Annotated in this window: 20 protein-coding genes; 6 read left to right on the forward strand and 14 right to left on the reverse strand. The window is 56.3% G+C overall.

Annotation, left to right across the window (positions count from 1 at the left end; all coding sequences use genetic code 11):
* Positions 1–42: 42 nt before the first annotated feature.
* Positions 43–807 (reverse strand): DeoR/GlpR family DNA-binding transcription regulator, encoded by a 765-nt coding sequence (locus DSD31_RS07790; protein WP_113990929.1) that lies wholly within the window; start codon positions 805–807, stop codon positions 43–45.
* Positions 808–888: 81 nt separating this feature from the next.
* Here DSD31_RS07790 and DSD31_RS07795 point away from each other — a divergent pair, with 81 nt between their 5' ends.
* On the forward strand, positions 889–1,509 hold the full coding sequence (locus DSD31_RS07795; RefSeq protein WP_004864852.1) for an NUDIX domain-containing protein: 621 nt from the start codon (positions 889–891) through the stop codon (positions 1,507–1,509).
* On the opposite strand, the gene DSD31_RS07800 is transcribed toward DSD31_RS07795, so the two are convergent.
* Complete coding sequence (locus tag DSD31_RS07800) at positions 1,506–2,819, reverse strand: serine hydrolase domain-containing protein (RefSeq protein ID WP_064359083.1); 1,314 nt, start codon at positions 2,817–2,819, stop codon at positions 1,506–1,508. The two genes, DSD31_RS07795 and DSD31_RS07800, sit on opposite strands and share 4 nt — an antisense overlap.
* Positions 2,820–2,924: 105 nt before the next feature.
* Here DSD31_RS07800 and DSD31_RS07805 point away from each other — a divergent pair, with 105 nt between their 5' ends.
* Positions 2,925–3,815, forward strand: a complete 891-nt coding sequence (locus DSD31_RS07805; RefSeq protein ID WP_004864847.1) for a LysR family transcriptional regulator — start codon at positions 2,925–2,927, stop codon at positions 3,813–3,815.
* Positions 3,816–3,871: 56 nt separating this feature from the next.
* Here the strand turns inward: DSD31_RS07805 and rplY are convergent, their stop codons facing one another.
* Positions 3,872–4,156, reverse strand: a complete 285-nt coding sequence (gene rplY, locus DSD31_RS07810; RefSeq protein ID WP_004864846.1) for a 50S ribosomal protein L25 — start codon at positions 4,154–4,156, stop codon at positions 3,872–3,874.
* Positions 4,157–4,293: 137 nt separating this feature from the next.
* On the reverse strand, positions 4,294–6,051 hold the full coding sequence (locus DSD31_RS07815; RefSeq protein ID WP_032717968.1) for a DEAD/DEAH box helicase: 1,758 nt from the start codon (positions 6,049–6,051) through the stop codon (positions 4,294–4,296).
* Positions 6,052–6,198: 147 nt separating this feature from the next.
* On the opposite strand from DSD31_RS07815, the gene rsuA reads away from it, so the two are divergent.
* The 3 genes from rsuA to DSD31_RS07835 all read left to right on the forward strand — a co-directional run bounded on the left by rsuA (position 6,199) and on the right by DSD31_RS07835 (position 8,789).
* Complete coding sequence (gene rsuA, locus DSD31_RS07820; protein ID WP_004864842.1) at positions 6,199–6,918, forward strand: 16S rRNA pseudouridine(516) synthase RsuA; 720 nt, start codon at positions 6,199–6,201, stop codon at positions 6,916–6,918.
* A complete protein-coding gene (locus DSD31_RS07825) occupies positions 6,915–8,111 on the forward strand; it encodes a Bcr/CflA family multidrug efflux MFS transporter (protein ID WP_004864839.1) in 1,197 nt (398 codons plus the stop codon). Before rsuA ends, DSD31_RS07825 begins: the two co-directional genes overlap by 4 nt.
* Before the next feature lie 333 nt (positions 8,112–8,444).
* Positions 8,445–8,789: a YejG family protein gene (locus DSD31_RS07835; protein WP_004864837.1), complete on the forward strand. Its 345-nt coding sequence runs from the start codon at positions 8,445–8,447 to the stop codon at positions 8,787–8,789.
* A 3-nt stretch (positions 8,790–8,792) separates the two neighbouring features.
* On the opposite strand, the gene yejF is transcribed toward DSD31_RS07835, so the two are convergent.
* From yejF to DSD31_RS07880, 9 genes are all read right to left on the reverse strand, one after another.
* Positions 8,793–10,382: a microcin C ABC transporter ATP-binding protein YejF gene (gene yejF, locus DSD31_RS07840; RefSeq protein WP_064359082.1), complete on the reverse strand. Its 1,590-nt coding sequence runs from the start codon at positions 10,380–10,382 to the stop codon at positions 8,793–8,795.
* A gap of 1 nt (position 10,383) precedes the next feature.
* The gene (locus DSD31_RS07845; RefSeq protein ID WP_004864833.1) at positions 10,384–11,409 is read right to left on the reverse strand and encodes a microcin C ABC transporter permease; all 1,026 of its coding nucleotides are present in this window, start codon (positions 11,407–11,409) and stop codon (positions 10,384–10,386) included.
* Positions 11,409–12,503 (reverse strand): microcin C ABC transporter permease YejB, encoded by a 1,095-nt coding sequence (locus DSD31_RS07850; protein ID WP_004864831.1) that lies wholly within the window; start codon positions 12,501–12,503, stop codon positions 11,409–11,411. Before DSD31_RS07850 ends, DSD31_RS07845 begins: the two co-directional genes overlap by 1 nt.
* Before the next feature lie 9 nt (positions 12,504–12,512).
* Positions 12,513–14,324 carry an extracellular solute-binding protein gene (locus DSD31_RS07855; protein ID WP_113990930.1) on the reverse strand — a complete coding sequence of 604 codons (1,812 nt, stop codon included), beginning with the start codon at positions 14,322–14,324 and terminating at the stop codon, positions 12,513–12,515.
* Between the two features lie 43 nt (positions 14,325–14,367).
* Complete coding sequence (locus DSD31_RS07860) at positions 14,368–15,930, reverse strand: cyclic di-GMP phosphodiesterase (RefSeq protein WP_004864826.1); 1,563 nt, start codon at positions 15,928–15,930, stop codon at positions 14,368–14,370.
* A 187-nt stretch (positions 15,931–16,117) separates the two neighbouring features.
* The gene (gene mepS / locus DSD31_RS07865; RefSeq protein ID WP_004864824.1) at positions 16,118–16,690 is read right to left on the reverse strand and encodes a bifunctional murein DD-endopeptidase/murein LD-carboxypeptidase; all 573 of its coding nucleotides are present in this window, start codon (positions 16,688–16,690) and stop codon (positions 16,118–16,120) included.
* Positions 16,691–17,115: 425 nt separating this feature from the next.
* On the reverse strand, positions 17,116–17,823 hold the full coding sequence (locus DSD31_RS07870; RefSeq protein ID WP_004864822.1) for a phosphatase PAP2 family protein: 708 nt from the start codon (positions 17,821–17,823) through the stop codon (positions 17,116–17,118).
* A gap of 42 nt (positions 17,824–17,865) precedes the next feature.
* Positions 17,866–18,843 (reverse strand): CobW family GTP-binding protein, encoded by a 978-nt coding sequence (locus DSD31_RS07875; RefSeq protein WP_004864820.1) that lies wholly within the window; start codon positions 18,841–18,843, stop codon positions 17,866–17,868.
* Positions 18,844–18,964: 121 nt separating this feature from the next.
* Entirely contained in the window at positions 18,965–20,431 is a 1,467-nt protein-coding gene (locus DSD31_RS07880; RefSeq protein WP_113990931.1) for a mannitol dehydrogenase family protein, read from the reverse strand.
* Positions 20,432–20,637: 206 nt separating this feature from the next.
* Between DSD31_RS07880 and uxuA the strand changes: the two genes are divergently transcribed.
* Entirely contained in the window at positions 20,638–21,828 is a 1,191-nt protein-coding gene (uxuA, locus tag DSD31_RS07885; protein WP_004864817.1) for a mannonate dehydratase, read from the forward strand.
* Positions 21,829–22,415: 587 nt separating this feature from the next.
* On the opposite strand, the gene yeiP is transcribed toward uxuA, so the two are convergent.
* Positions 22,416–22,988: an elongation factor P-like protein YeiP gene (gene yeiP / locus DSD31_RS07890; RefSeq protein WP_004864815.1), complete on the reverse strand. Its 573-nt coding sequence runs from the start codon at positions 22,986–22,988 to the stop codon at positions 22,416–22,418.
* Between the last annotated feature and the right edge of the window lie 22 nt (positions 22,989–23,010).

Below are 23,010 nucleotides of genomic sequence, written 5' to 3' on the forward strand. Positions count from 1 at the left end.
GCCAGCCCCGGTGAAGGCCGGGGCTGGCGGCCCGCGGCGTTGTTACTCAGCGTCGGCGCGGATCGTCTCGATCCCGTGCTGAGTCAGCTTCGCCTGCAGGGCCTCATCCAGCAAACCATCGATAATCAGGGTACTGGCAAGGCTTAGCTCGCCGATGGCAAACGCCGATGCCGAGTTCAGTTTTTCCTGCGACGCCATCACAATGGTTTCCGCTGCCCGCGCGGCGAGTGCCCGCTTGATAGCCGCCTCTTCATAATCGCCGGTAGTGAAACCCGAGCGGTCATGCACCCCGGTAACGCCCATAAAAAACAGATCGGCATTGATCCGCGCAATACCTTCCAGCGCGCTGGCGCCGACGGTGACCACCGAATGTTTAAACAGCCGCCCGCCGATCAGAATGACCTCAATCAACGGTCGTTCCACCAGCGCGACGGCAATACCTGGGCTGTGGGTTACGACGGTACAGGCCAAATCAGCCGGCAGACAGCGGACCATTTCTTCTGTCGTGGTCCCGCCATCGATAATCACCACCTGCCCCGGCTGGATCAGCGCCGCCGCCCGGCGGGCAATGGCCTGCTTTGAAGCGATTTGCACGTTTTTTCTTGTTTCGATCGGCGCGATGGCCGCCGAAACCGGCAGCGCGCCGCCGTGGACCCGCTGCAGCTTGCCTTCCCCCGCCAGCTCGCGTAAATCCCGGCGGATAGAGTCTTCAGAGACGTTAAACCGCTGGCTAAGCTCGCCGGACATCACCTGTTTTTCGACGGCGAGAATCTGCAGTATTTGCTGTTTTCGTTGGCTGGCAAACATATTCCTTCCTTCATGTTTGATCTTGTTTGTGCGTTATTTTGCATGTTATCGTGGCCGCTGTCATCTCATCAGGAGAAAAATATGTCCAGGGATACCTCCCGCGTTCGCCACGTGCGTGAAACGCTGCTGTCCGACAACTGGTATACGTTAAAAAAATACACTTTTGAATTGCTGCGCCGGGATGGCCGTTGGCAGGAACAGAGCCGTGAGGCCTACGATCGCGGCAACGGCGCGGTGATTCTGCTCTATAACCGGGTAAAGCAAACCGTTGTACTTATACGCCAGTTTCGTTTTCCGGTGTGGATTAATGGTCATGATGGTTTTTTGATCGAGGCGGCTGCCGGGCTGCTGGATAATGTGTCGCCGGAAGAGCGCATTATCGCCGAGGCGGAAGAAGAGACCGGCTTCCGCGTCACCGGCATTGAACCGGTTTTTACCGCCTACATGAGTCCGGGGTCGGTCACCGAAAAGCTCTATTTTTTCATTGCCGAATATTCGGCGGACGATCGCCGCGGCGAAGGCGGCGGGCTGGCGGCGGAAGGGGAGGATATCGAAGTGCTGGAGTGGCCACTGGCCCGGGCGTTACAAGCGATACGCGAGGGGGAAATTGTGGATGCCAAAACCATTATGCTACTACAACACCTGGCTCTCACGATTTCGTCGCGCCTTGCCCCGGATGAAACAAGGCGCGATAACCCTTAGTGTAGTTTGCGGGCGATAGCGCTGTACATCAGCGCGGCTTCCAGCGGTTGGGCGTTAAACGAAGGTTCGGCCTGCGGCCAGGTTGACCACTGTACGATCACCAGATGTTCCGCGCGGTTGACCATAATCACCTGGCCGTAGATACCCAGCGCCCACAGCGAACCTTTCAGGCCCTGGCGGGCGCTGGGGTCGACATGCTGTGCGTTGGCCGGAATCGCGTTATTCCACCATTGATAGCCGTAAATGCCCTCCGGGTGTGCCGGGGAGACTGATTTCTGCGCCTGGGTCCAGGCGGAGGATTGGTCAAACCAGCCTTCAGGCACCAGCCGTTGGCCATCGGCCAGACGTCCATCCCGGGCGACAAACTCGCCGAAACGACCCCAGTCTTCCAGCGTGGCGTTAAAGCCGTGCGCCCCGACGTCATGCTTGCCCTGCTGATAAGCGTGCCAGACGCCGTCATGCGCCATTCCGGCGGGTTGCCACAGGGCCTGCTCCAGCCATGCGGCAAGCGGCATTCCGGTGGCCCGCTCCAGAACATCACCCAATAGCCAGGCGCCCCCTGACGAGTAGGACCACTGCTCGCCGGCGGGATGCGTGCGCTTCAGGGAGGCCACGATCTTGCGCACGCACGTGTAGGCGCCTGGATGGGCTTCACACTGAGTCAGGCGGGCGAAATGGGATTGCGGGTTGGTGTAATCTTCATTCCACTCGACGCCGGAGGTGTGCTGAATCAGCTGTTTAAGGGTGACATCGTCCCAGGCGCTGCCTTTCAGGTCGGGCTCGTAATCGGTGATCCGATCATTAAGCGAATGGATTTTACCTTGCTGAATCGCTATACCGACCAGGGTGGAGACCACCGCTTTACCTACCGAGCGGGAGGTCCACAGCGTGGTGTCGGTATTGCCTGCGCCGAGATATTTGTAGGCAATCTTACCCTCTTTGAGTACCAGAAAACCGGTGACGTTCTGGCGCTTCAGGTAATCCTGCAGGTTCCATGTCTGGCCGTTTACCGTATAGCTGACGTCGGTCAGCGGCTTATCTGACGGCAACAGCGGCGTGGCGTTACCGTGATGGAAGATATCGCCGGCATAGTTACGGTAGTCGTTGCGAAAACCGATAACCCGGGCGGACCGATCCCAGTTGAGCATATCTTTTGTTGCAGGCAGAACGGGATCAAAAGGTGTCGGGCAGACATCCAGCATGACTCCGCCGCAGGCCTGCGGTGACGGGGCCTGCGCCATGCTGACGGTAGGGCAAAGCGCGAACAGCAACGCCAGGGCCAGCGGTGTGGTTTTTTTTATCTTTGTCATCAGAGATTCCTTATTAGCCATAACAACCAGGCCTGCAGTATATAAATCGCCTTCGGCAGGCTAAAATCAGCCGATGGGGGATTTTCCCCCAAAGGAAACCACGGGATGAAAACGCTGCATTACTCATTTGCCCAGATTGAGGCTTTTGCCACCATCGCGGAAACCGGGAGTCTTTCGCGGGCGGCGATTCGGCTCGGAAAAGACCGCACCACGCTGCGCGATCTGCTGGATTACCTGGAAGATGCGCTGGGATATGCGCTGTTCCTGCGCGAAGGGCGAAGCCTGGCGTTAACCGCCGAAGGGGAACAACTTTTTCGCCAGGCGCATTTATTGCTGCGCCAGGCCCAGGCCTTTGAGTCGTTTGCGCAGACGCTACCGCGCACCGCGGGGCAGGGGCTGCGGGTGGTGTACGATCCGTTTGTACCGCGATCCTTTCTCTGCGCACTGGCAGATCGCCTTGCCCGATGTCAGCTGCGAATGAGCTGCTGGAGCGCATCGCGCCGCGAGGCGGAGCAGGCGCTGGCCGACGGGCAGGCCGATCTGGCTATTTGCCAGGCCAATAACCGGACTCTCGGCAGCGAAATGGAGTGGCGCGCGTTGGGAACCGTCGATCTGCGCTTTTATGCGGCCGAGCGACTGTTTGCGGACTGCGCGCGTCCGTTGACTCTGCTCAATCTGTCGTTGGTCCCGCAGCTGGTGATGCATCGCCGCGCAGACGAGCAAATTGCCCGCCGGGTGCAAATCTCGGGACATACGCTGTACATGAATGAAAAAGCGTTATTGCGCCATGCGCTGCAGCAGGGGCAGGGGTGGGGATTCTTACCTGACCATTTTCAGGCGGCCGGCTGGGAAGGCGTGGAGGAGATCGATACCGAAGTCGGTACCCAGGGGCTGAATGTCACGATGGTGATGCTGTGGCAGCCGGGAATGAACAAGCATCCGACGCTGGGAGAGGTGGTTGATTTTGCGCCTTTGCTATGGAAACAAGACGCATAACAAAACGCCCCGGACCTTGCGGGCCGGGGCGTTTGCCACTCAACTTGCTATCGCGATTAAGCGCGAACGAAGTCGATGTGAGTCAGTTTTGGCTTGAACGCGTGACGCTGAACAGCCTGAACTTTTACTTTTTCTTCTTTGCCATCGATAACGATGGTCAGAACTTCACCGTAGAACTCAGCTTTGCTCTGAATGTTCCACAGTTTGTCCTGGTCCAGCTCGATTGCTACCGGAGTAGCTTCACCGCCATAAATGATGGCCGGGAATTTGTTAGCTGCACGCAGGCGGCGGCTCGCACCCTTACCCTGCTCTTTACGTACTTCTGCGTTGATAGTAAACATTGATGTCTCTCTATATTTAAATCCTGCTACAGGCGACCCAGCAGCAGGCAGATGATCTGCTTTGCGAATGCAAAAGCGGGCGGCATTATATCCACCTATGGCGTTGACGGCAATGAAAACCTCAGGCGCGGCGGTGATTAACGCAGTTCATTTGCCCGGCGGAAGCGGCCTTGATAGTCGAAGACTTTTTCCCTGACCTGCCAGTACTGGCCCTTCATGCGCGCGACGACAAAGTCCGGATGCCGCAACAGCGGCTGCTGGGCAACAATGTCGGCAGGGGTTATCCAGCGCAGCGGCACGCCCGGCGTGCGGGTATGGGGACGGATAAACAGCTGCTCAAACGCGGTACGCTGGGCCGGCGTCTGCAGGCGGAAGCGCTCGCTGACATCGGCGCCGTCCTCATCGTAATAGGTGATTTTCAACCACGGACCTTTATCGTCGCCACCGTGCTGCAGGTCCATGCCGCTGCAGCGCAGCACCAGCGCGTCTTTGAGCTTCAGCGCGGCCTTCAGCATATCGTCGGGGTCGACCAGAATTGTGTCACACTCGCGGCAGCGGCGGGCGGCAATATCATTTTCCGCATTGCACTGCGGACAGTTTTTGAAGCGAAAACGAAAATCGCACTGTTCACGATGACCGTCGTCATCTTCAAACCAGCCCTGGCAGCGGCGGCCAAAGTGTTCAATCAGCGTACCGTCGGCGGTGGTCTTTCCCCAGAAGGTATTGGCAAAGCCGCAGGCCGGGCAGAATACCTGTACGGGGACGTTATCGCTCTTGCCCTTCGGCGAACCCACCTCCGGCGCGTAGAGATCGTGAGGATTTCCGGCATAGTCGAGAATCAGGCAGTCGGTTTTCCCCGGCGCCAGGCGCAGGCCGCGGCCGACAATTTGCTGATAAAGGCTGACCGACTCCGTGGGGCGCAGGATGGCGATCAGATCGACATGCGGGGCATCAAATCCGGTGGTGAGCACCGCCACGTTCACCAGATAACGATACTGCTGCGCTTTAAATGCTTCGATGATGCGATCGCGCTGCGGGCCGGGCGTTTCACCGGTAATCAGCTCCGCCTCGCCGGCGGGCAGCAGGCCGGTAATTTCCCGCGCGTGTTCTACCGTGGAGGCGAAAATCATCACGCCCTTACGCGTGCGGGCGAATTCGACGATCTGGCTGACGATATGCGGCGTAATGCGCCGCTGCTTTTTTAGCTCAAGGTTCAAGTCCGCTTCGCTAAACAGACCGTTGCTCTGCGGCTGAAGGCGGCTGAAATCGTACTGCACGACCGGCATATCCAGCCGTTCCGGAGGCGTCAGATACCCGTGCTTGATCATATAGCGCAGCGGCAGTTCGTAAATACAGTCGCGGAACAACGCCTTCTCATCACCGCGAACCATGCCGTGATAATGAAACTGGTAGATCCAGCCCTTGCCGAGGCGGAACGGCGTGGCGGTTAACCCGAGCAGGCGCAGCTGCGGGTTGACCTGTTGCAAATGGCTGATAATTTGCTGGTACTGGCTGTCATCATCGTCGCTGATGCGGTGGCATTCATCGACAATCAGCAGTGAAAACTCGGCCTGGAACTGTTCAAGGTTACGGGCTACCGATTGCACGCTGCCGAAGACCACCTTGCCGTGGCTCTCTTTACGCTTCAGCCCGGCGGCAAAAATATCCGCCTCCAGCCCAAGCGCACAATACTTGGCGTGGTTTTGCGCGACCAGCTCCTTGACGTGCGCCAGCACCAGAACGCGGCCGCGCGCCAGGCGTGCCAGCTCGGCGATGACCAGGCTTTTACCCGCGCCGGTGGGCAGGACGATTGCGGCAGGCTCATGATGGCGACGAAACCAGGCGAGCGTGGCGTCGACGGCCTCTTTTTGGTAGGGACGTAATGTAAAAGTCATGGCTATACTGGCGTTAATTAACTCGCAAATAGTATGCCACGAATCTTTTCCCTTGAGTGGCGTTAAGAGCCCGTTATACTAGCCAGCGAACTTCTTCTTTTTCGGGCGTTTGCCCGCTCCAGCATTATTACAGGCTAAAAAAATCTCATGCGACTTGATAAGTTTATCGCTCAGCAACTTGGCGTCAGTCGGGCTATTGCCGGGCGTGAAATCCGCAGCAGCCGCGTTCTCGTAGACGGCGAAATCGTCAAAGATGCGTCGTTTAAGCTCCAGCCGGAGCACGACGTGGAGTATGACGGCAATACGCTGACCCAGCAGAACGGCCCGCGCTACTTTATGCTCAACAAGCCGCAGGGGTACGTCTGCTCCACGGACGATCCGGATCATCCAACGATTCTCTATTTCCTGGATGTCCCGGTCGCGCATAAGCTGCACGCCGCAGGTCGACTGGATATCGACACCACCGGACTGGTGCTGATGACTGATGACGGGCAGTGGTCGCACCGCATCACTTCTCCGCGCCATCACTGCGAGAAAACTTATCTGGTGACTCTGGAAAACCCGGTGGATGAGCAAACGGCGGAACAGTTTGCTAAAGGCGTTCAGCTGCACAATGAAAAGGATCTGACGAAACCTGCGCGTCTGGAAGTGCTGACGCCAACGGAAGTTCGCTTAACGATAAGCGAAGGGCGCTACCATCAGGTGAAACGCATGTTCGCGGCGGTGGGTAACCACGTCGTCGGCCTGCATCGTGAACGTATTGGCGACATTATGCTGGATGAGTCTCTGGAGCCTGGCGAGTATCGCCCGCTGACGGAAGACGAGATCGCCAGCGTTGGCCTCCAGCATGCACGGAGTAAAACGTGACGGCAAAGCAGAATTCTTCACTGGGGATTGTGTTTATTCTTGGCCTGCTGGCCATGTTGATGCCACTGTCGATTGATATGTATCTCCCGGCGCTGCCGGTGATTTCGGCGCAGTTTAATGTGCCGGACGGCAGTGCGCAGATGACGCTCAGTACCTATATTCTGGGCTTTGCTTTCGGTCAGCTGCTGTATGGCCCGATGGCGGACAGCATCGGCCGTAAGCCGGTGATCCTCGGAGGAACGCTGATTTTTGCGGCGGCTGCGGTGGCCTGCGCGCTGTCGCAGACTATCGACATGCTGATTACCATGCGTTTCTTCCACGGTCTGGCGGCCGCGGCGGCGAGCGTGGTCATCAACGCCCTGATGCGCGATATCTATCCGAAAGAAGAGTTTTCGCGGATGATGTCGTTTGTCATGCTGGTCACCACTATCGCGCCGCTGGTTGCGCCGATGGTGGGGGGCGCCGTGCTGGTGTGGTTCAGCTGGCACGCGATCTTCTGGATTCTTGCGCTGGCGGCGCTGCTGGCCTCCGCGATGATCGCTTTTTTCATCAGCGAAACGCTGCCGGTTGAACGGCGGCAAAAATTTAGCCTGCGTACCACGCTGGGCAACTTTGCGACGTTGTTCCGTCATAAGCGGGTGTTGAGCTATATGCTGGCGAGCGGCTTCAGCTTTGCCGGGATGTTCTCCTTCCTGAGCGCCGGGCCGTTTGTCTACATCAATATCAACCACGTTTCGCCACAGCACTTTGGTTACTATTTTGCGCTGAATATTGTCTTCTTGTTCATCATGACCATCATTAACAGCCGCTTTGTCCGACGGGTCGGGGCGCTGAATATGTTCCGCGCCGGGCTGTGGATTCAGTTTGTGATGGCGGTATGGATGGTGGTCTGCGCGCTGCTGGATGTCGGATTCTGGGCGCTGGTGGTCGGCGTTGCGGCGTTTGTTGGCTGCGTTTCAATGGTCTCCTCCAATGCGATGGCGGTCATTCTCGACGAGTTTCCGCATATGGCGGGCACCGCCTCATCGCTGGCGGGGACCTTCCGCTTTGGCATCGGGGCGATTATTGGCGCACTGCTCTCCATGGCCACCTTTACTACCGCCTGGCCGATGCTGATTTCGATCGCCTTTTGTGCCAGCAGCTCCATCCTTTTTTATCTCTACGCCAGCCGGCGGCGCAAAAACGCGCACTAAAATACCTTCCACAAGGGGCGATTTCCGCCCCTTTTTTGATGCACATCAACCGCGATGGGCTTCCCGGTTCTGTAATTTGTTTCTTTTATGTAAAATCAATTAGTGTAAAAAGTCGCATTGTTGCGATAAAAAAGTTGTTTTGGATCACAGAAACGGGTACATATAGCCCCGATCTGTTTCCGCAGAGAAACTATAAAGTTCTGGATTATAAGTCGTTAACCCTGGCGTGACGCGGGTGTAAACGTTTTCTATGCTGATGCAGGACTATTTGTCAACGATGTGTTAATATTGATGTAAATTTATTGTGAAGCATTTTGCTTCCGGGGAAACTAAGTGAATACACAGCAACTCTCTATCGTACACCGTCTGCCGCAGAGCTATCGCTGGCTGGCCGGTTTTGCGGGTTCAAGAGTTGAACCGATTCCGCAAAACGGCGCCGAAAGTGAAAACAGCCTCGTTGCGCTGAAGCTACTCAGCCCGGACGGGGAGAAAGCGTGGCCGGTGATGCATAAGCTCAGCCAGGCCCTCAGCGACATCGAAGTCGATTGCTCCATCGTTGAGTGTGAAGGGGAGCCGTGCCTGTTTGTCAATTTACAGGACGAGTTTGCGGCAACCTGTCGACTGAAAAATTTCGGCGTGGCGATTGCCGAACCGTTCTCAGGCCACAACCCATTCTGACCGTCAGCTCAGCGCCAGAAGCTGGCGGGTATATTCCTGCTGCGGAGCGGTAAAAACGCGTTCGCACTCTCCCTGCTCGACGACTTCTCCCTGCCGTAACACCATCACCTGATGACACAACGTCCGCACTACGCGTAAATCATGGCTGATAAAAATATAGGCCAGCCGATGTTTTTGCTGTAACGCTTTCAGCAACGCCAGAATTTGCGCCTGGACAGTCTTGTCCAGCGACGACGTGGGCTCATCCAGCACGATAAGCTGAGGCTTCACAATCAGCGCCCGGGCAATCGCAATACGTTGACGCTGGCCGCCGGAAAACTCAGCCGGATAGCGATGCCGCGTTTGCGGATCGAGCCCCACCTCTTGCATCACCTGTATCACCGCGTGTTCACGCGCGGCCGGCGTTAACCCTGGGCGGTGGACGCGCAGACCCTCTTCAATAATCTGTAGCACGTTCAACCGGGGATTCAGCGACGAGTTGGGATCCTGGAAAACTATCTGCATCTGGCGGCGCAGCGGCAGCATTTGCCGACGGCTACGTCCCTGCAGCGCTTGCCCTTCAAAGGCGATCGTCCCTTCCGAGGCAATCAGGCGCAGCAGGGCCAGCCCGGTAGTGCTTTTCCCCGATCCCGACTCGCCCACCAGGCCCAGGGTTTCCCCGGCGCGCAGCTGGAAGTTCAGCGCGTTGACCACCCGGTTATGATCCACCACCCGGCGGAGGAGCCCTTTGCGCACCGGGAAGGCGACGCTCAGATCGACGGCCTTCAGCAGCAGCGGCGCATCGGCGGCCAGCGGTACCGGACTGCCGGAGGGTTCGCTGTCCAGCAGGCGACGGGTATAAGGATGTTCGGGGGCGGCAAAAAGCGCCCGACAGGCCTTTTGTTCGACGCAGCGGCCGTTTTGCATCACCGCCACGCGGTCAGCGAGCCGGCGAACAATGCTTAAGTTATGGGTAATAAACAGCAGTCCCATATTCAGTTCATTTTTCAGCTCGCGTAACAGCTGCAGGATTTGCGCTTGTACGGTCACGTCGAGGGCGGTCGTGGGTTCGTCGGCAATCAGCAGTTCTGGACGGGTGAGCAGCGCCATGGCAATCATGATCCGCTGGCGTTCGCCGCCGGAAAACTGATGCGGGTAGTCCGCCAGTCGGCGTACGGCATGACGGATACCGACTCGTTCCAGGCAGTTAAGGATCTCGCCACGCGCGGCCTCTTTACGCATACCGCGATGCAAAGACAGGACTTCATACAGCTGTTTTTCCAGCGTATGCAGGGGATTGAGCGAGACCATTGGTTCCTGAAAAATCATCGCGATACGGTTCCCGCGCACCTTACTTAGCGTGCGCTCATCGGCATGGAGCAGCGACTGACCGTGAAAGCGAATGTCTCCGCCGGGGTAGCAGACCGGCGGAGAGGGAAGCAGGCGCAGCACCGAGAGCGCGGAGACGCTTTTACCGGAGCCGGATTCTCCCACCAGCGCCAGGGTTTCCCCGGCGCCAATATCCAGGGAGAGCTCGCTGACGACGGTCTGCATTTTCCCCTGCTGGCGGAAGGCGATGGAGAGGTTGTCTATCTCTAACAAAGGCTGCGTCATGTTATACCGCCTTACCGGGGTCGAAGGCGTCGCGGACGGCTTCACCAATGAAAATTAATAGCGATAACAGCACCGCGACCGACAGGAAGGCGGCGATGCCCAGCCACGGCGCCTGCAGATTGTTTTTCCCCTGCAGCAGAAGCTCCCCCAGAGAGGGCGAACCTAACGGCAGGCCGAAGCCGAGAAAATCGAGTGAAGTCAGGGTGGTGATTGAACTGCACAGAATAAACGGCAAGAAGGTCAGGGTCGCGACCATGGCGTTAGGCAGCATGTGGCGGAAAATAATATGGCGATCGCTGACCCCCAGCGCCTGCGCCGCGCGAATATAGTCATAGTTACGGGTGCGCAGGAATTCCGCCCGCACGACGCCGACCAGCGCCATCCAGCCGAACAGTACCGTAATGGCCAGCAGCCACCAGAAGCCCGGCTGGACGACACTTGAGAGCAAAATAATCAGGAACAGGGTTGGCATGCCTGACCACACCTCGATAAATCGCTGGCCCCACAGGTCAATCTTGCCACCGTAGTATCCCTGAATCGCACCCGCCAGTACCCCCAGCACGCTGGAGAAAAAGGTCAGCAGCAGGCCGAACAGAATCGATATTCGCGTGCCGTATAAAATACGAGCCAGCACATCGCCGCCGTTGGCATCGGTACCCAGCCAGTTTCTCGTCGAGGGAGGGGAAGGGAAGGGCGTCTGGGTGGCGAAGTCGATAGTGGTGGCACCAAATCGGATCGGCGCCCACAGTACCCAGCCGTTATCATCCAGCTGCTTTTGCAGCCACGGATCCTGGTAGTCGGCGGCGGTAGCAAACGGGCCGCCAAAGGTCGTCTCGCTATAATTTTTCAATGCCGGAACGTACAGGCTGCCGCGATACTGCACCAACAGCGGGCGGTCGTTGGCAATCAGCTCGGCGCCCAGGCTGCACAGGAAAAGAAGCATAAACAGCCACAGCGACAGATAGCCGCGGCGATTGTGACGAAAACGCGCCCAGCGGGCCTGATTAACGGGACTCAGGAAAGACATCAGCGGCCCTCAAAATCAATACGCGGATCGACCAGCGTGTAGCAGATATCGCTGACAATATTCAGCAGCAGGCCGATCAGCGTAAAAATATACAACGTACCGAACATCACCGGGTAATCACGGGAAACGGTCGCCTCATAGCCCAGCAGTCCCAGGCCGTTGAGGGAAAACATCACCTCAATCAGCAGGGAACCGGTGAAAAACATGCTGATAAACATCGCCGGGAAACCGGCGATCACCAGCAGCATGGCATTGCGAAAAACATGGCCCCATAAAATTTGCTTTTCGCCTACCCCTTTGGCGCGAGCGGTCACGACATACTGCTTGCGGATCTCATCAAGAAAGCTGTTCTTGGTCAGCATGGTGAGCGCCGCAAAGCCGCCGATGACCGTCGCCAGCACCGGCAGCGTAATATGCCAGAGATAGTCGAGAACCTTCTGATACCACGTCAGGCTATCGAAATTAGCGGACACCAGCCCGCGCAGCGGAAACAGATCCAGATAGCTGCCCCCCGCGAAGAGCACGATCAGGATAATGGCGAACAGAAAGGCCGGGATGGCGTAGCCAATAATGATCAGCGTACTGCTCCAGATATCAAACTGGCTGCCGTTATGGACGGCTTTGCGGATGCCGAGCGGAATCGAGACCAGATAGATAATCAGCGTACTCCACAGCCCCAGGGTGATGGAGACCGGCATGCTGTTTTTGATCAGCTGCAAGACCGACGCGCTGCGAAAAAGGCTGTCGCCAAAATCGAAGCGCAGATAGTCGCCGAGCATTTTCAGGTAGCGTTCGTGGAGCGGTTTATCAAAGCCGTAGCGGTGGGTGATTTCGGCAATCACTTCCGGATCGAGCCCGCGGCCGCCGCGATAATGACCTTCGCTGATGTTGCCGACGCCGGTCCGGGCATGGCTGGCGGCCATACCGCTTTCTCCGGCGCCCGGTAAGCCGCCGCGGTTGCCAAACTCAATGGCGGCGATGGCCTGATCGACCGGGCCACCCGGGGCTATCTGGACAATGAAAAAGTTGATCGTAATGATCGCCCACAGCGTGGGGATTATCAGCAACAGCCGGCGGATCAGGTATGCGCCCATCGTTATTCCTTACCGTTTGTCCGCGGGCAGTTTTGCCGCTTTGTTCACGTCATACCACCAGGTGTCAAACCCGGATGAATAAACGGGACGGGTCTGCGGGAAGGAGAATTTATCCCAGTACGCCGTCCTGTCCTGCGCCATATACCACATCGGCAGCATGTAATAGTTCCAGGTCAGCACCCGGTCCAGCGCGCGACCCAGGGGCAGGAGCTTTTGCTTATTACCCTGCCAGCGGATGATCTGCGCAATCAGTTTGTCTACCACCGGACTCTGAACCCCGGGCGCATTGTAGCTGGAGTGAATATATGACGAATCCCAGGATATTTGCAGGTCGGTTCCGGGCCAGGGCGTCGCGCGCCAGACGATGGGCATCATATCGTAGTCACGACTGCGTCTGCGGTTACTGTACTGCGAATTATCGACCTGGCGAATATCCATCGTAATACCGAGGCGCTGGAGATTATGCTGGAACGGCAGCACCCAGCGATCGTTGCCCCCGGAAGGCAGCAGCAGTTCAAAGCGCAGCGGCTTACCGGTGACGGCGTTGATCCGGCGCTGGTTTTTCAGCACCCAGCCCGCCTGCTTAAGCAACGCATCGGCCTGCAGCAGATTGGTGCGATCGAACCCATCGCCGCGGGATCGCGGCGGCTGATAGACGGAGGTGAAGACCTCCGGCGGCAGATCGGCTTTCATTGGCATCAGCAGAGCGAGCTCTTCGGCATCGGGCGCCTGACGCGCCGCATACTCTGTATTCTGAAAGTAGCTGCTGGCCCGGCTGTAGGCGCCATAAAACAGCGCCTTGTTCATCCACTCGAAATCGAAGGCGAGGGTGATGGCTTCCCGGACCTGGCGGTCGTTGAACACCGGGCGCTGGATATTGAATGCCAGCCATTGGGTATCCTGTGCCGAGGTATTCGGGTACTCATCTTTGACGATATAGCCGTGGGTAAAATTGCGTCCGACATAACGGGTCGACCAGTTTTTGGCCATCGTCTCTGCTCGCCGGTCGACGGCGCCGGCCTTAAAGGCTTCAAAGGCGACATTATCATCGAGGTAGTAGTCGTAGCGTAGCGTGTCGAAGTTCCAGCGCCCACGGTTCACCGGCAGGTCGGCCGCCCAGTAGTCCTTCACCCGGGAGTAGATGATGTACTGACCCATCCGCCAGTCGGTAATCCGATAGGGGCCGCTGGCCAGCGGCGGGGTAGAGAGCGGGTCGCTGAGCTTATGGTGACGCCAGAATGCCTCCGGCATCACCGGCAGGGAGAGCAGACTCAGCATGTTCTCCTTGCCGGGCTGCGCCAGGGTAATACGCACGGTGCGCAGCGCAATGGCCTCGACGCGGGTCCCCTTGTAGAACAAGCGGAACTGCGGCACCCCTTCGGTCATAAATTTGTGGAACGTGAAGGCGACATCGCCGGCGGTAATCGGGCTGCCATCATGAAAACGGGCGCGCGGATTGAGGGTTATCTCCATCCACGAGAAATCATCGGCGTAGCGCGTGTCCGCGGCAATGAGGGGATAATAGCTGCCCGGTTCATCATCGGACGTAGTGAACAGCGTGTCGTACAGCGCGTCGGTACGTACTCCCGGGTTGCCGCGCAGCGCATAGCGGTTGAAGTTGTCGAAGGTGCCAATGGTGGCGTTGACCAGGGTTCCCCCTTTCGGGGCATGGGGATTAGCATAATCAAAATGGTCAAAGCCGGCGGCGTATTTCGGTTCGCCAATGATGGCAAAAGTGCTGCCCTCTTTTATGGTTATGGTTTGCGCCTGACTATTCAGGCTGAACAGGGTCAGTAATATCAGGCAGACACGCGCAAACATAGCCAGATTAATATCCTCTGTGGGCAGACATCATAAAGGACCGTTACCGGGCGGCAAAATATTTAGCCGGTTCATCATGTGCCGCGATCAGCTCTTCCAGCGGCAGCGGACGGCTCAGCCAATAGCCCTGCAGGAAGTTTACGCCATGTTTGCGTAACCACTCCGCTTGCTCCGGCGTTTCGACCCCTTCCGCAACGGTCATGAGCTGCAGGCGGCGGCTCAGCGTCAGTACCGCATCCAGCACCGGGGAGGTGACGGTCTCGGTTCCGATAGCCTGCACGAAGCCGCGATCGATTTTCAGATAGTCAAATTTATAACGCTCGAGGTAGATAAGCGCACTATGCCCGGTACCAAAATCGTCAATCGCAATCTCAAATCCCTGCTCATGCAGCCAGTCAAAGATGGCCAGCGACTTGTTTTTATCGATCATCGCACGTTCGGTAATTTCGAGAACCACATTGAAGTGGTTGGCTGGCATGGAAGCAGCGAACTGCCGAAGATCATCCTGAAACTCGTCGGCGTGCAGATGGGACGGTGAAATATTCAGCCCCAGCTTGCTGCCGGCGGGCAGAACTTTTTGCAGGGCCGGCGCGTCGCGAGCGATCAGCGCTAATAAATGATGCGTGAGCGGCACAATCACTTGCTGCGTTTCAGCCAGGTTAATAAACACGTCGGGCGGAATTTCCCCGGCTACCGGATGGCGCCAGCGCATCAGTACTTCAATACCGCTAATGCGCAGGGTATCGGCTTTGACTACCGGTTGATAAACAACATAGAACTGATTGTTTTTTATCCCCAGCAGAATGGCTTTACGCGGATCGGATTTCAGCGTCAGCACGTAGTAACTCACCAGGCCTGCCAGCAGACCGCACATGACGCCGAGCAGCAGCGAGAATTGTGTATTTTCCGAGAGCCAGCTGTTGGCATAGAGATAGACCTTCAGCGGCACCCCTTTGATTTGTATCTGGCGAATGGGCTCTGCGTGCAGGCTTTGCGGGTCAATAAGGCGGTTGGTCAGGGTGGAAAGGGCGGTATCGTTGACAACCAGCGCGATGCTGCTGAAATCGTTCTGTCGGGCGGAGTAAAGAATATAGGGTGTCAGGTTGGTATTGATTGAGACGAAAACGCCATCGTTACCGCCGTGCGGGTTGCGTACCCACATCGCCAGGGCGGCATTACCAGGCATCATCGGCGTCCCCGGCAGGAGCAGCATATCGACCGCTTTATGGGTATCGAGATGTGGAATGAGCTGTACCAGAGGGGTGTTCATGGGGCCGGTGGCGGAGGAGCAAAAGGCGACGCCATCTTTCACCAGCAAAAACGCGCGCACGTTTGGGCTAAAGGCTGCCCGTGCGGTCAGGCCTGACGCAATATTTTCACATTTTTGATCGACCAGCGGCTGCAGGTCGGCCATGGTCTTCTCGAGCTGGCTAAAGTAATCGGTCAGGTAGACGTTGACGTTGTCGATGATACTGTCAAAACGTTCAGACCGGCTATGGTAAATCACCATAACCTGAATGCTACCGGCCAGCAGGGCGACGATCACTCCGATGAGTATGCTGGTCAGCCAGATATTACGCCGGGGTGACAGGTAACGGGTAAGCATAGGCTATATAGTCGGTCCGTGTTAATGAGTTGCGCCAATGGGTTGATAGAAAACGTTTTCTCTATCGCCACTAAAAGGGATAGCTTATATTGCGGCATTCATATGTAAACAGGCAAAAAAAAACACCGCCTCAGCAGTGTTTTTTTGTTCTGAACGTCAGCCAAGGGATAACTGACGACAGAAAGGATTACGAGCGGCTCAGAACTCGTCGCGCTTCGTTATAGCGCTTCTTCCAGTACGGCTCGTTCATGCTGGAGATAGTCACACCGCTGCTGGTGGAAGCATGGACGAACTGATCGTTGCCGATATAGATACCGACGTGGCGACCGGTGGAACCCGCCCGGAACAGAACTAAATCGCCAGTACGCAGTTGAGAGCGTGAAATGGACTTGCCGGAATCCTGCTGCTCTGAAGTGGAGCGCGGCAGTTCCAGACCAAATTGTTCACGGAAAGTACGCTGCACGAAAGCAGAGCAATCAATGCCTTTCCGGGTGCTGCCGCCGAGGCGGTAACGCACGCCTTTCCAGCTGGCATACTGGTCCATCAAACGGGACTTAACGTCCAGATTGCTGACCATCTTTTCAAATTCATCCTGAGAGGCTTGCAGTGATGATAAATCGCCACTACCCACAGCATGCGTCTCAGAATGCATATTCTTTGCGGTACTACTTGTCGAACTACAGGCAGAGAGCAAAACTGCCACTGCTATCGCGGGCACTACCCGCAAGATATATCTCAAAATCGGCTGAGATTTGACCATGTGGTTTGTTTTCCCTTGTTGTCCTTAACGACAATGTCGTTATAAAAAATGCCAAACGTGTTAGAGCCTAAATACCTGCCAGCAATGAGACAATTCCTTAAACCTAAATTTGTGGGATACCGCACAAATTTATTTTTGAGCCGGATTGAGGTTACTGGAAAGGCAAAACGAGATTGAGATTACCCTATCAAACGTGGGATGGCGAGCGGTTTTGCGAGATTTCTTATAAGAATTTGTGCATCTAAAAGTGAATCGTCGGGAAAGCGCAAAATAGCGGCAATTGTGGGTAAAAAATATGCAATTGCTTCATTTGTAAGACGATTAATGTGACAGGAAGATGACGTTGGCGATAAAAACACGGGCAAATAAAAAAGGGACCGAGAACGATCCCTTATGGATATAGTTAATAATATGTAAGGAAGAGATTAATTTTTACCCACTCCGCCGGGAAGCGAACGGTTAAACCAGGCGATCAATATGTCGCTTAACGGTGTCATCAGAACCCAGGGAATGCCAATGAGGACGGCGGTCAATGAGCCAACGGCAATATCGGTAAACCAGTGGGCGCCGATCATGACCCGCGGAAAAGCGAAAACAACAAAAATAGTCAGGGCAATAGCAAACGCCCGACGGCCAAAATAGCGCCACATGAAGGTGGCGAAGATCAGCAGCATCATGCCGTGATCGCCGGGAAAACTGTCTTTCGACGCATCTTTGGTCGGGAAGGCGACAACATCACTCACTTTTACAATATCGCTGAACGCGAGCGACGGGCTGGCGCGTTTAACCGGCATCAGATGCTGCGCCAGCTGATTAATGACTACCGCGAACAGCAGCATGACCAGGCCGATAATGACGATCCGACGGCGACCGGCGCTTTGCTCCTTCAACCAGAAGCTCAGCATCAGGGCGCCCATCGCCAGCAAAGAGCAGGCGTCGAAAGCCCGGTTATTGATGATAGCCAGCAGCCAGGCATAGGCCTGACTCTTTCCTACACCCTGGTTAAAGAAGTGGAAAATGGCGGAATCCAGCGGCAACCAGAAACCATGATTCGCGGGCAAATACCACGAAAAAAAGAGAGCAAAGCCCGCAGCGTTAAGCAGCAGGATCAGGGGAATTCGGTTTTTAATCATAACAGTTGCGAGTTGTGTAAGACGGCGGGAAACATACCCACCTTAACCTAAACGAAGTTTCAACAAAGAGGCTTGTAACGCATTCCAGTCCGCCTCGGATTCGGTAATCAGCTCAATACGGCTGTCCGGGGGCGCAACGTTTTGGGTTTCAATATGCAGATCAAGTCCCTGACGGTTAATACGTACCAGGCCTTCGGCAATACGCATCACGCCTTTGACGCGGGCAACCGGCGCCAGACGAGCCCACTCAAGCAGGCCAATCGTATCAAAGGTCGTATCGGCATCAAAGATCCAGCCGCAGGCCTGGTAGCCCTGACCGCTGTTGAGGCTCCGTCGCCAGCGTTGGTGGGCCGGCAGGCTGAGCGCGGCCAGACCTTTTTTATGCCCGTGACTGTGCGCATGTTCGGCACTTTCCGGCAGCGGTGTCAGATTCCGGCGCGGTAAATCCAGCAGCTTCGGGTCGATATTGCCGTGGGTGGCGCCAATATGCAGTCGCTCGCCCGCGTGTTCCTGCCACCAGGCGTCAAAGGCCTGTTCGCTTTCCGCCGTCATCCGGTCCGTTTTATTGCTGATAATGACATCGGCCGCCGCCAGCTGATCGCGGAAGTTGTCGTTCGCCATGACTTTACTGTCCAGCAGCTGGCGGGGATCCAGCACGCACAGGGTGGCGCGAAGATCGATCCACGGCTCGTAGACGGCGGCGGTCAGAATATCGAGAATTTGTTTGGGATGGCCGAGCCCGGTAGGCTCAATCAGCAGACGATCCGGTTTCCCCTGGCGCAGCAGGGTATTCAACCCCACCTGCATCGGCAGGCCGTTGACGCAGCACATACAGCCGCCGGGAATTTCTTTGAGCAGGGCGCCGCTATCGGCCAGCAAAGCGCCATCGATACCCACTTCGCCAAACTCATTAACCAGCACGGCCCATTTTTCATCTGCAGGCTTGTGGGCCAGCAGATGAAGAATCGAGGTCGTTTTACCGCTGCCGAGAAACCCCGTGATCAAGTTGGTTTTGGTCACATTTTCTCCAGGATACAAATGTAATGTTGTAACAGTTGAGACTATCCTGACGAAAAAAAGGGGAAAAGAGAAGGGCTACGGCGGACAGAAAAGAATTCTGTCCGCAAAAGAGCAGCAATTGTTAAATCCCGGGCACGTTGGCGATAGCCTGGCGGGCACCGACGGTACAAAGCTGATGCCAGGCGGCGGTGATGTTGTCTACAAACTGCGTATTGCCCGGCAGGTCGCGACCGAAGATTTCTTCCAGGGATAGCAGGGCGCTGACGCGTTCCTCGTTGCGGCTGCCGGCAACCAGAGCCTGAATCTTCTCGCTCAGCGGGTCGCGAATATCGATAGCCTGACCGGCATCATCTATACCGCTGACGTAGCGCATCCAGCCCGCCACGCCGAGCGCCAGCAACGGCCAGCGGCTACCGCGCTGCAGGTGAACGCGAATACCGTCAAGCATACGCTGTGGAAGCTTCTGACTGCCGTCCATCGCTATCTGCCAGGTGCGATGTTTAAGCGCTGGATTGCTGAAGCGCGCGATCAGACTGTCGGCATAGTGCGTCAGATTGACGCCTTCGATAGCCAGCGTCGGGGCCTGTTCGTCAAGCATCAGTCGGCGAGCGGCGCTGCGCAGCACCGCATCCTGCATGCAGTCACTGATATGCGCATGGCCGGCAAGGTAGCCGAGCCAGGCAAGGAAGGAGTGGCTGCCGTTGAGCATCCGCAGTTTCATCTGTTCCCACGGCAGCACGTTATCGGTCATCTGGGCGCCGGCAATTTCCCACGCCGGGCGGCCCGCCACGAAGTTATCCTCAATCACCCACTGAATAAATGGCTCACAGCTGATGGCGCATGGGTCTTCTACGCCGAGTGCGGCGCTGATTTCAGCCAGCGACTCATCGGTGGCGGCGGGCACAATACGGTCAACCATGGTGCCGGGAAAACTGACGTGTTCAGCGATCCACTGCGCCAGTTCGGGGGCGCGCTTTTCCGCCATGCCCAGAACCGCATTTTTAACCACGTGGCCGTTATCAGGAATATTATCGCAGGAGAGTACCGTAAACGGCGGCAGGCCTCGTTCGCGGCGGCGGGACAAGGCTTCGACCAGAATCCCCGGCACCGACTGCGGCAGCGTGGGATTGTCCAGATCGTGAATAATGCGCGGCTGCGTCAGGTCCAGCGTGCCGCTGGCGGGATCGATACAGTAGCCTTTCTCTGTAATGGTGAGCGAGACGATGGCCACCTGCGGTTCGCAGAATTTTTCAATGATAGCGGGCAGAGAGTCCAGCTTTGCATTCAGACATTCGTGAACGGCGCCCACGACAATCGGCTGGTTGCCATGCGCGCCTTTTTCCAGCACGGTGAACAGGTGGTCCTGCTGACGGAGCTGGCTCATCAGCCGGTCGCCGCTGAACAGGCTAATTTCGCAGATCCCCCAGTCTCCGCCGCAGGCGTTCAGCACCCGATCGGTAAGCAGGGCCTGATGAGCGCGATGAAACGCCCCGAAGCCAAAGTGCACAATGCGCGAGCGCAGCTGGCTGCGATCGTACTGAGGAAGCTGCACGCTTTCTGGCAGCGTAGCGGTAGCAATAGTTGTCATTCTTTACACACCTGATTAACCAATGATTAACAATGCCAGTGTAAAGTTATATGACAACAAATTAAATTGGTGAGCCGTATTTATACGCTTAGTGTGAGCTGGATCAATCAATTTAGCGGGATAAATTGATCCCCGGCGAGAAGCCTGTATGGTAGTCATCATTGATGTTGGTGTTATTGGTATAACAACTTTGAGAGGGCATAGCGATGGAACAAACCTGGCGTTGGTATGGACCGAACGATCCGGTGTCGCTTGATGATGTACGGCAGGCTGGCGCGACGGGTGTGGTCACTGCACTGCACCATATTCCTAATGGTCAAGTCTGGCCGGTTGACGAAATTAAACAGCGTCAGGCGCTGCTGGCGGAAAAAGGGTTGACGTGGTCGGTCGTGGAAAGTATCCCGGTACACGAAGAGATCAAAACCCAAAGCGGGCAGTGTGCGACCTGGATCGCCAACTACCAGCAGAGCATTCGTAACCTGGCAGCCTGCGGGATTGATACCGTCTGCTATAACTTCATGCCAATTCTCGACTGGACGCGCACTGACCTTGAGTACCAGCTGCCGGACGGTTCGAAAGCATTGCGTTTTGACCAAATCGCGTTTGCCGCTTTTGAGTTACATATCCTTAAGCGCCCTGGCGCCGAGGCGGATTACAGTGAAGAGGAGCAGCGCCAGGCGCAGGCTCGTTTTGCGGCGATGAGCGAAGCAGATATTGAAAAGCTGACCCGCAATATTATTGCCGGTTTACCGGGCGCAGAAGAGGGCTATACCCTCGAACAGTTCCGCGCGCGGCTGGCGGAATATGACCATATCAATAAAGCGCAGCTGCGTGAGAACATGGCCGTCTTCCTGCGTGCTATCGTACCGGTATGCGAAGAGGTTGGCGTACGGTTGGCCGTACACCCGGACGATCCGCCGCGTCCGATCCTCGGTCTGCCGCGTATCGTTTCGACTATCGAAGACATGCAGTGGCTGAAAGAGACCGTGGACAGCATCAACAACGGCTTTACGATGTGCACCGGTTCTTACGGCGTGCGTGCCGATAACGATCTGGTGAAAATGGTCGAAACCTTCGGCGACAGGATCCACTTCACTCATCTGCGTTCGACCTGCCGTGAAGAGAACCCCAAAACGTTCCACGAAGCGGCGCATCTGACCGGTGACGTCAATATGGTGGCGGTGGTGGATGCGATTCTGAGCGAAGAGCTACGTCGCAAGCATGCGGGCGATCTGCGTCCGATTCCGTTCCGTCCGGACCATGGCCACCAGATGCTGGACGATCTGCGTAAGAAAACCAACCCGGGCTATTCGGCGATTGGTCGTCTGAAGGGGATGGCGGAAGTACGCGGCGTTGAGCTGGCGCTGAAGATGACGAAGTATCCGGAACTGCTGTAATTCTGGCGGCGGGAAGGTAAGAAGTAGAAAGGACAGCCTCTGGATTGATGCCGATCGTTTACGGGTCGGCTGACCGATCCGGCGGAGGTGTAAGAATCCGTCATCTCAAAGAAATTGCCGGTTTTGTATGTGGCGCTGTCAGGTTTTCAACATTTCTGCAGGCGAGCCTGTCCTGGAGATTGTTGTTAAGCCGGGGATGGCGTTTTTATGGTGGTTTGCGTGAAAGGGGGCTTCGCACTCCGAGCATGTGTTCTGTGGGATATTCCGTTCACCACCGGTCCCGCGTATTTCTGTTTTCAGCGCAATGCCGTTCACCTGCAGCGGGTGTGAGAACAGTGTCGGATGCATCGTGAACGGAACATGCCACAAAAGTGAACGGAATACTCCACGGCACCCACGCGACAGACCCCTTTCGTACCAACCACCGTTTACCGGCATCGCCCTGACCTGAGATAAAGCAAAAAAAATGCGGGTCACCTTTAAGTGACCCGCATTAGCCTCTGGCCGTTTTTTTTGTCTTACTGCCCGGCTCATGCGGCGGGCGGTCTGGACAGGGCGTTTCCGCCCTTATCCGCCACGACGCGATATTAGTCCGCGCGACCCATATAGCGGCTTTCTTCGATATGAATACGAATTTTCTCGCCGGTGGTCAGGTATTCCGGAACCTGAATCACCAGGCCGGTGCTCAGGGTCGCCGGTTTGGTGCGAGAGCTTGCCGAGGCGCCTTTAATGCCCGGTGCGGTTTCCACGATTTCCAGATCCACGGTCTGCGGCAGCTCCAGCGCCAGCAGCTGGCCATCCCAGGTCAGAACCTGCATATCAGGCATGCCGCCTTCCGGAATGAACAGCAGCTCTTCTTCAATCTGCTCTTTGGTGAAGGTGTACGGCGTGTAATCTTCTTTATCCATAAACACGTACTCGTTGCCGTCAACATAGGAGAAGTCAACGAAACGGCGGGTCAGGGTCACGGTGTCAACGATATCGTCGCCTTTAAAGCGCTCTTCCACTTTCAGACCGGTACGTACATCAGAGAAACGCATTTTGTACAGCGTTGCTGCGCCACGGGCGCTCGGTGACTGAATATCAATATTTTTTACAATCAGCAGCTTGCCGTTGTAATTCAGCACCATACCTTTTTTAATTTCATTCGCTCTTGGCATTGCAGTAATCCTGTCACTTAAC

The organism is Klebsiella sp. X13 (genome assembly GCF_003323835.1).
In the GTDB taxonomy this organism is placed as follows: Bacteria; Pseudomonadota; Gammaproteobacteria; order Enterobacterales; family Enterobacteriaceae; genus Klebsiella; species Klebsiella ornithinolytica.

Coding starts and splice junctions, on each gene's coding strand:
- DSD31_RS07790 (WP_113990929.1), bottom strand. CDS start 807: ATGTTTGCCAGCCAACGAAAACAGCAAATACTGCAGATTCTCGCCGTC.
- DSD31_RS07795 (WP_004864852.1), top strand. CDS start 889: ATGTCCAGGGATACCTCCCGCGTTCGCCACGTGCGTGAAACGCTGCTG.
- DSD31_RS07800 (WP_064359083.1), bottom strand. CDS start 2,819: ATGACAAAGATAAAAAAAACCACACCGCTGGCCCTGGCGTTGCTGTTC.
- DSD31_RS07805 (WP_004864847.1), top strand. CDS start 2,925: ATGAAAACGCTGCATTACTCATTTGCCCAGATTGAGGCTTTTGCCACC.
- rplY (WP_004864846.1), bottom strand. CDS start 4,156: ATGTTTACTATCAACGCAGAAGTACGTAAAGAGCAGGGTAAGGGTGCG.
- DSD31_RS07815 (WP_032717968.1), bottom strand. CDS start 6,051: ATGACTTTTACATTACGTCCCTACCAAAAAGAGGCCGTCGACGCCACG.
- rsuA (WP_004864842.1), top strand. CDS start 6,199: ATGCGACTTGATAAGTTTATCGCTCAGCAACTTGGCGTCAGTCGGGCT.
- yejF (WP_064359082.1), bottom strand. CDS start 10,382: ATGACGCAGCCTTTGTTAGAGATAGACAACCTCTCCATCGCCTTCCGC.
- DSD31_RS07845 (WP_004864833.1), bottom strand. CDS start 11,409: ATGTCTTTCCTGAGTCCCGTTAATCAGGCCCGCTGGGCGCGTTTTCGT.
- DSD31_RS07850 (WP_004864831.1), bottom strand. CDS start 12,503: ATGGGCGCATACCTGATCCGCCGGCTGTTGCTGATAATCCCCACGCTG.
- DSD31_RS07855 (WP_113990930.1), bottom strand. CDS start 14,324: ATGTTTGCGCGTGTCTGCCTGATATTACTGACCCTGTTCAGCCTGAAT.
- DSD31_RS07860 (WP_004864826.1), bottom strand. CDS start 15,930: ATGCTTACCCGTTACCTGTCACCCCGGCGTAATATCTGGCTGACCAGC.
- mepS (WP_004864824.1), bottom strand. CDS start 16,690: ATGGTCAAATCTCAGCCGATTTTGAGATATATCTTGCGGGTAGTGCCC.
- DSD31_RS07870 (WP_004864822.1), bottom strand. CDS start 17,823: ATGATTAAAAACCGAATTCCCCTGATCCTGCTGCTTAACGCTGCGGGC.
- DSD31_RS07880 (WP_113990931.1), bottom strand. CDS start 20,431: ATGACAACTATTGCTACCGCTACGCTGCCAGAAAGCGTGCAGCTTCCT.
- uxuA (WP_004864817.1), top strand. CDS start 20,638: ATGGAACAAACCTGGCGTTGGTATGGACCGAACGATCCGGTGTCGCTT.
- yeiP (WP_004864815.1), bottom strand. CDS start 22,988: ATGCCAAGAGCGAATGAAATTAAAAAAGGTATGGTGCTGAATTACAAC.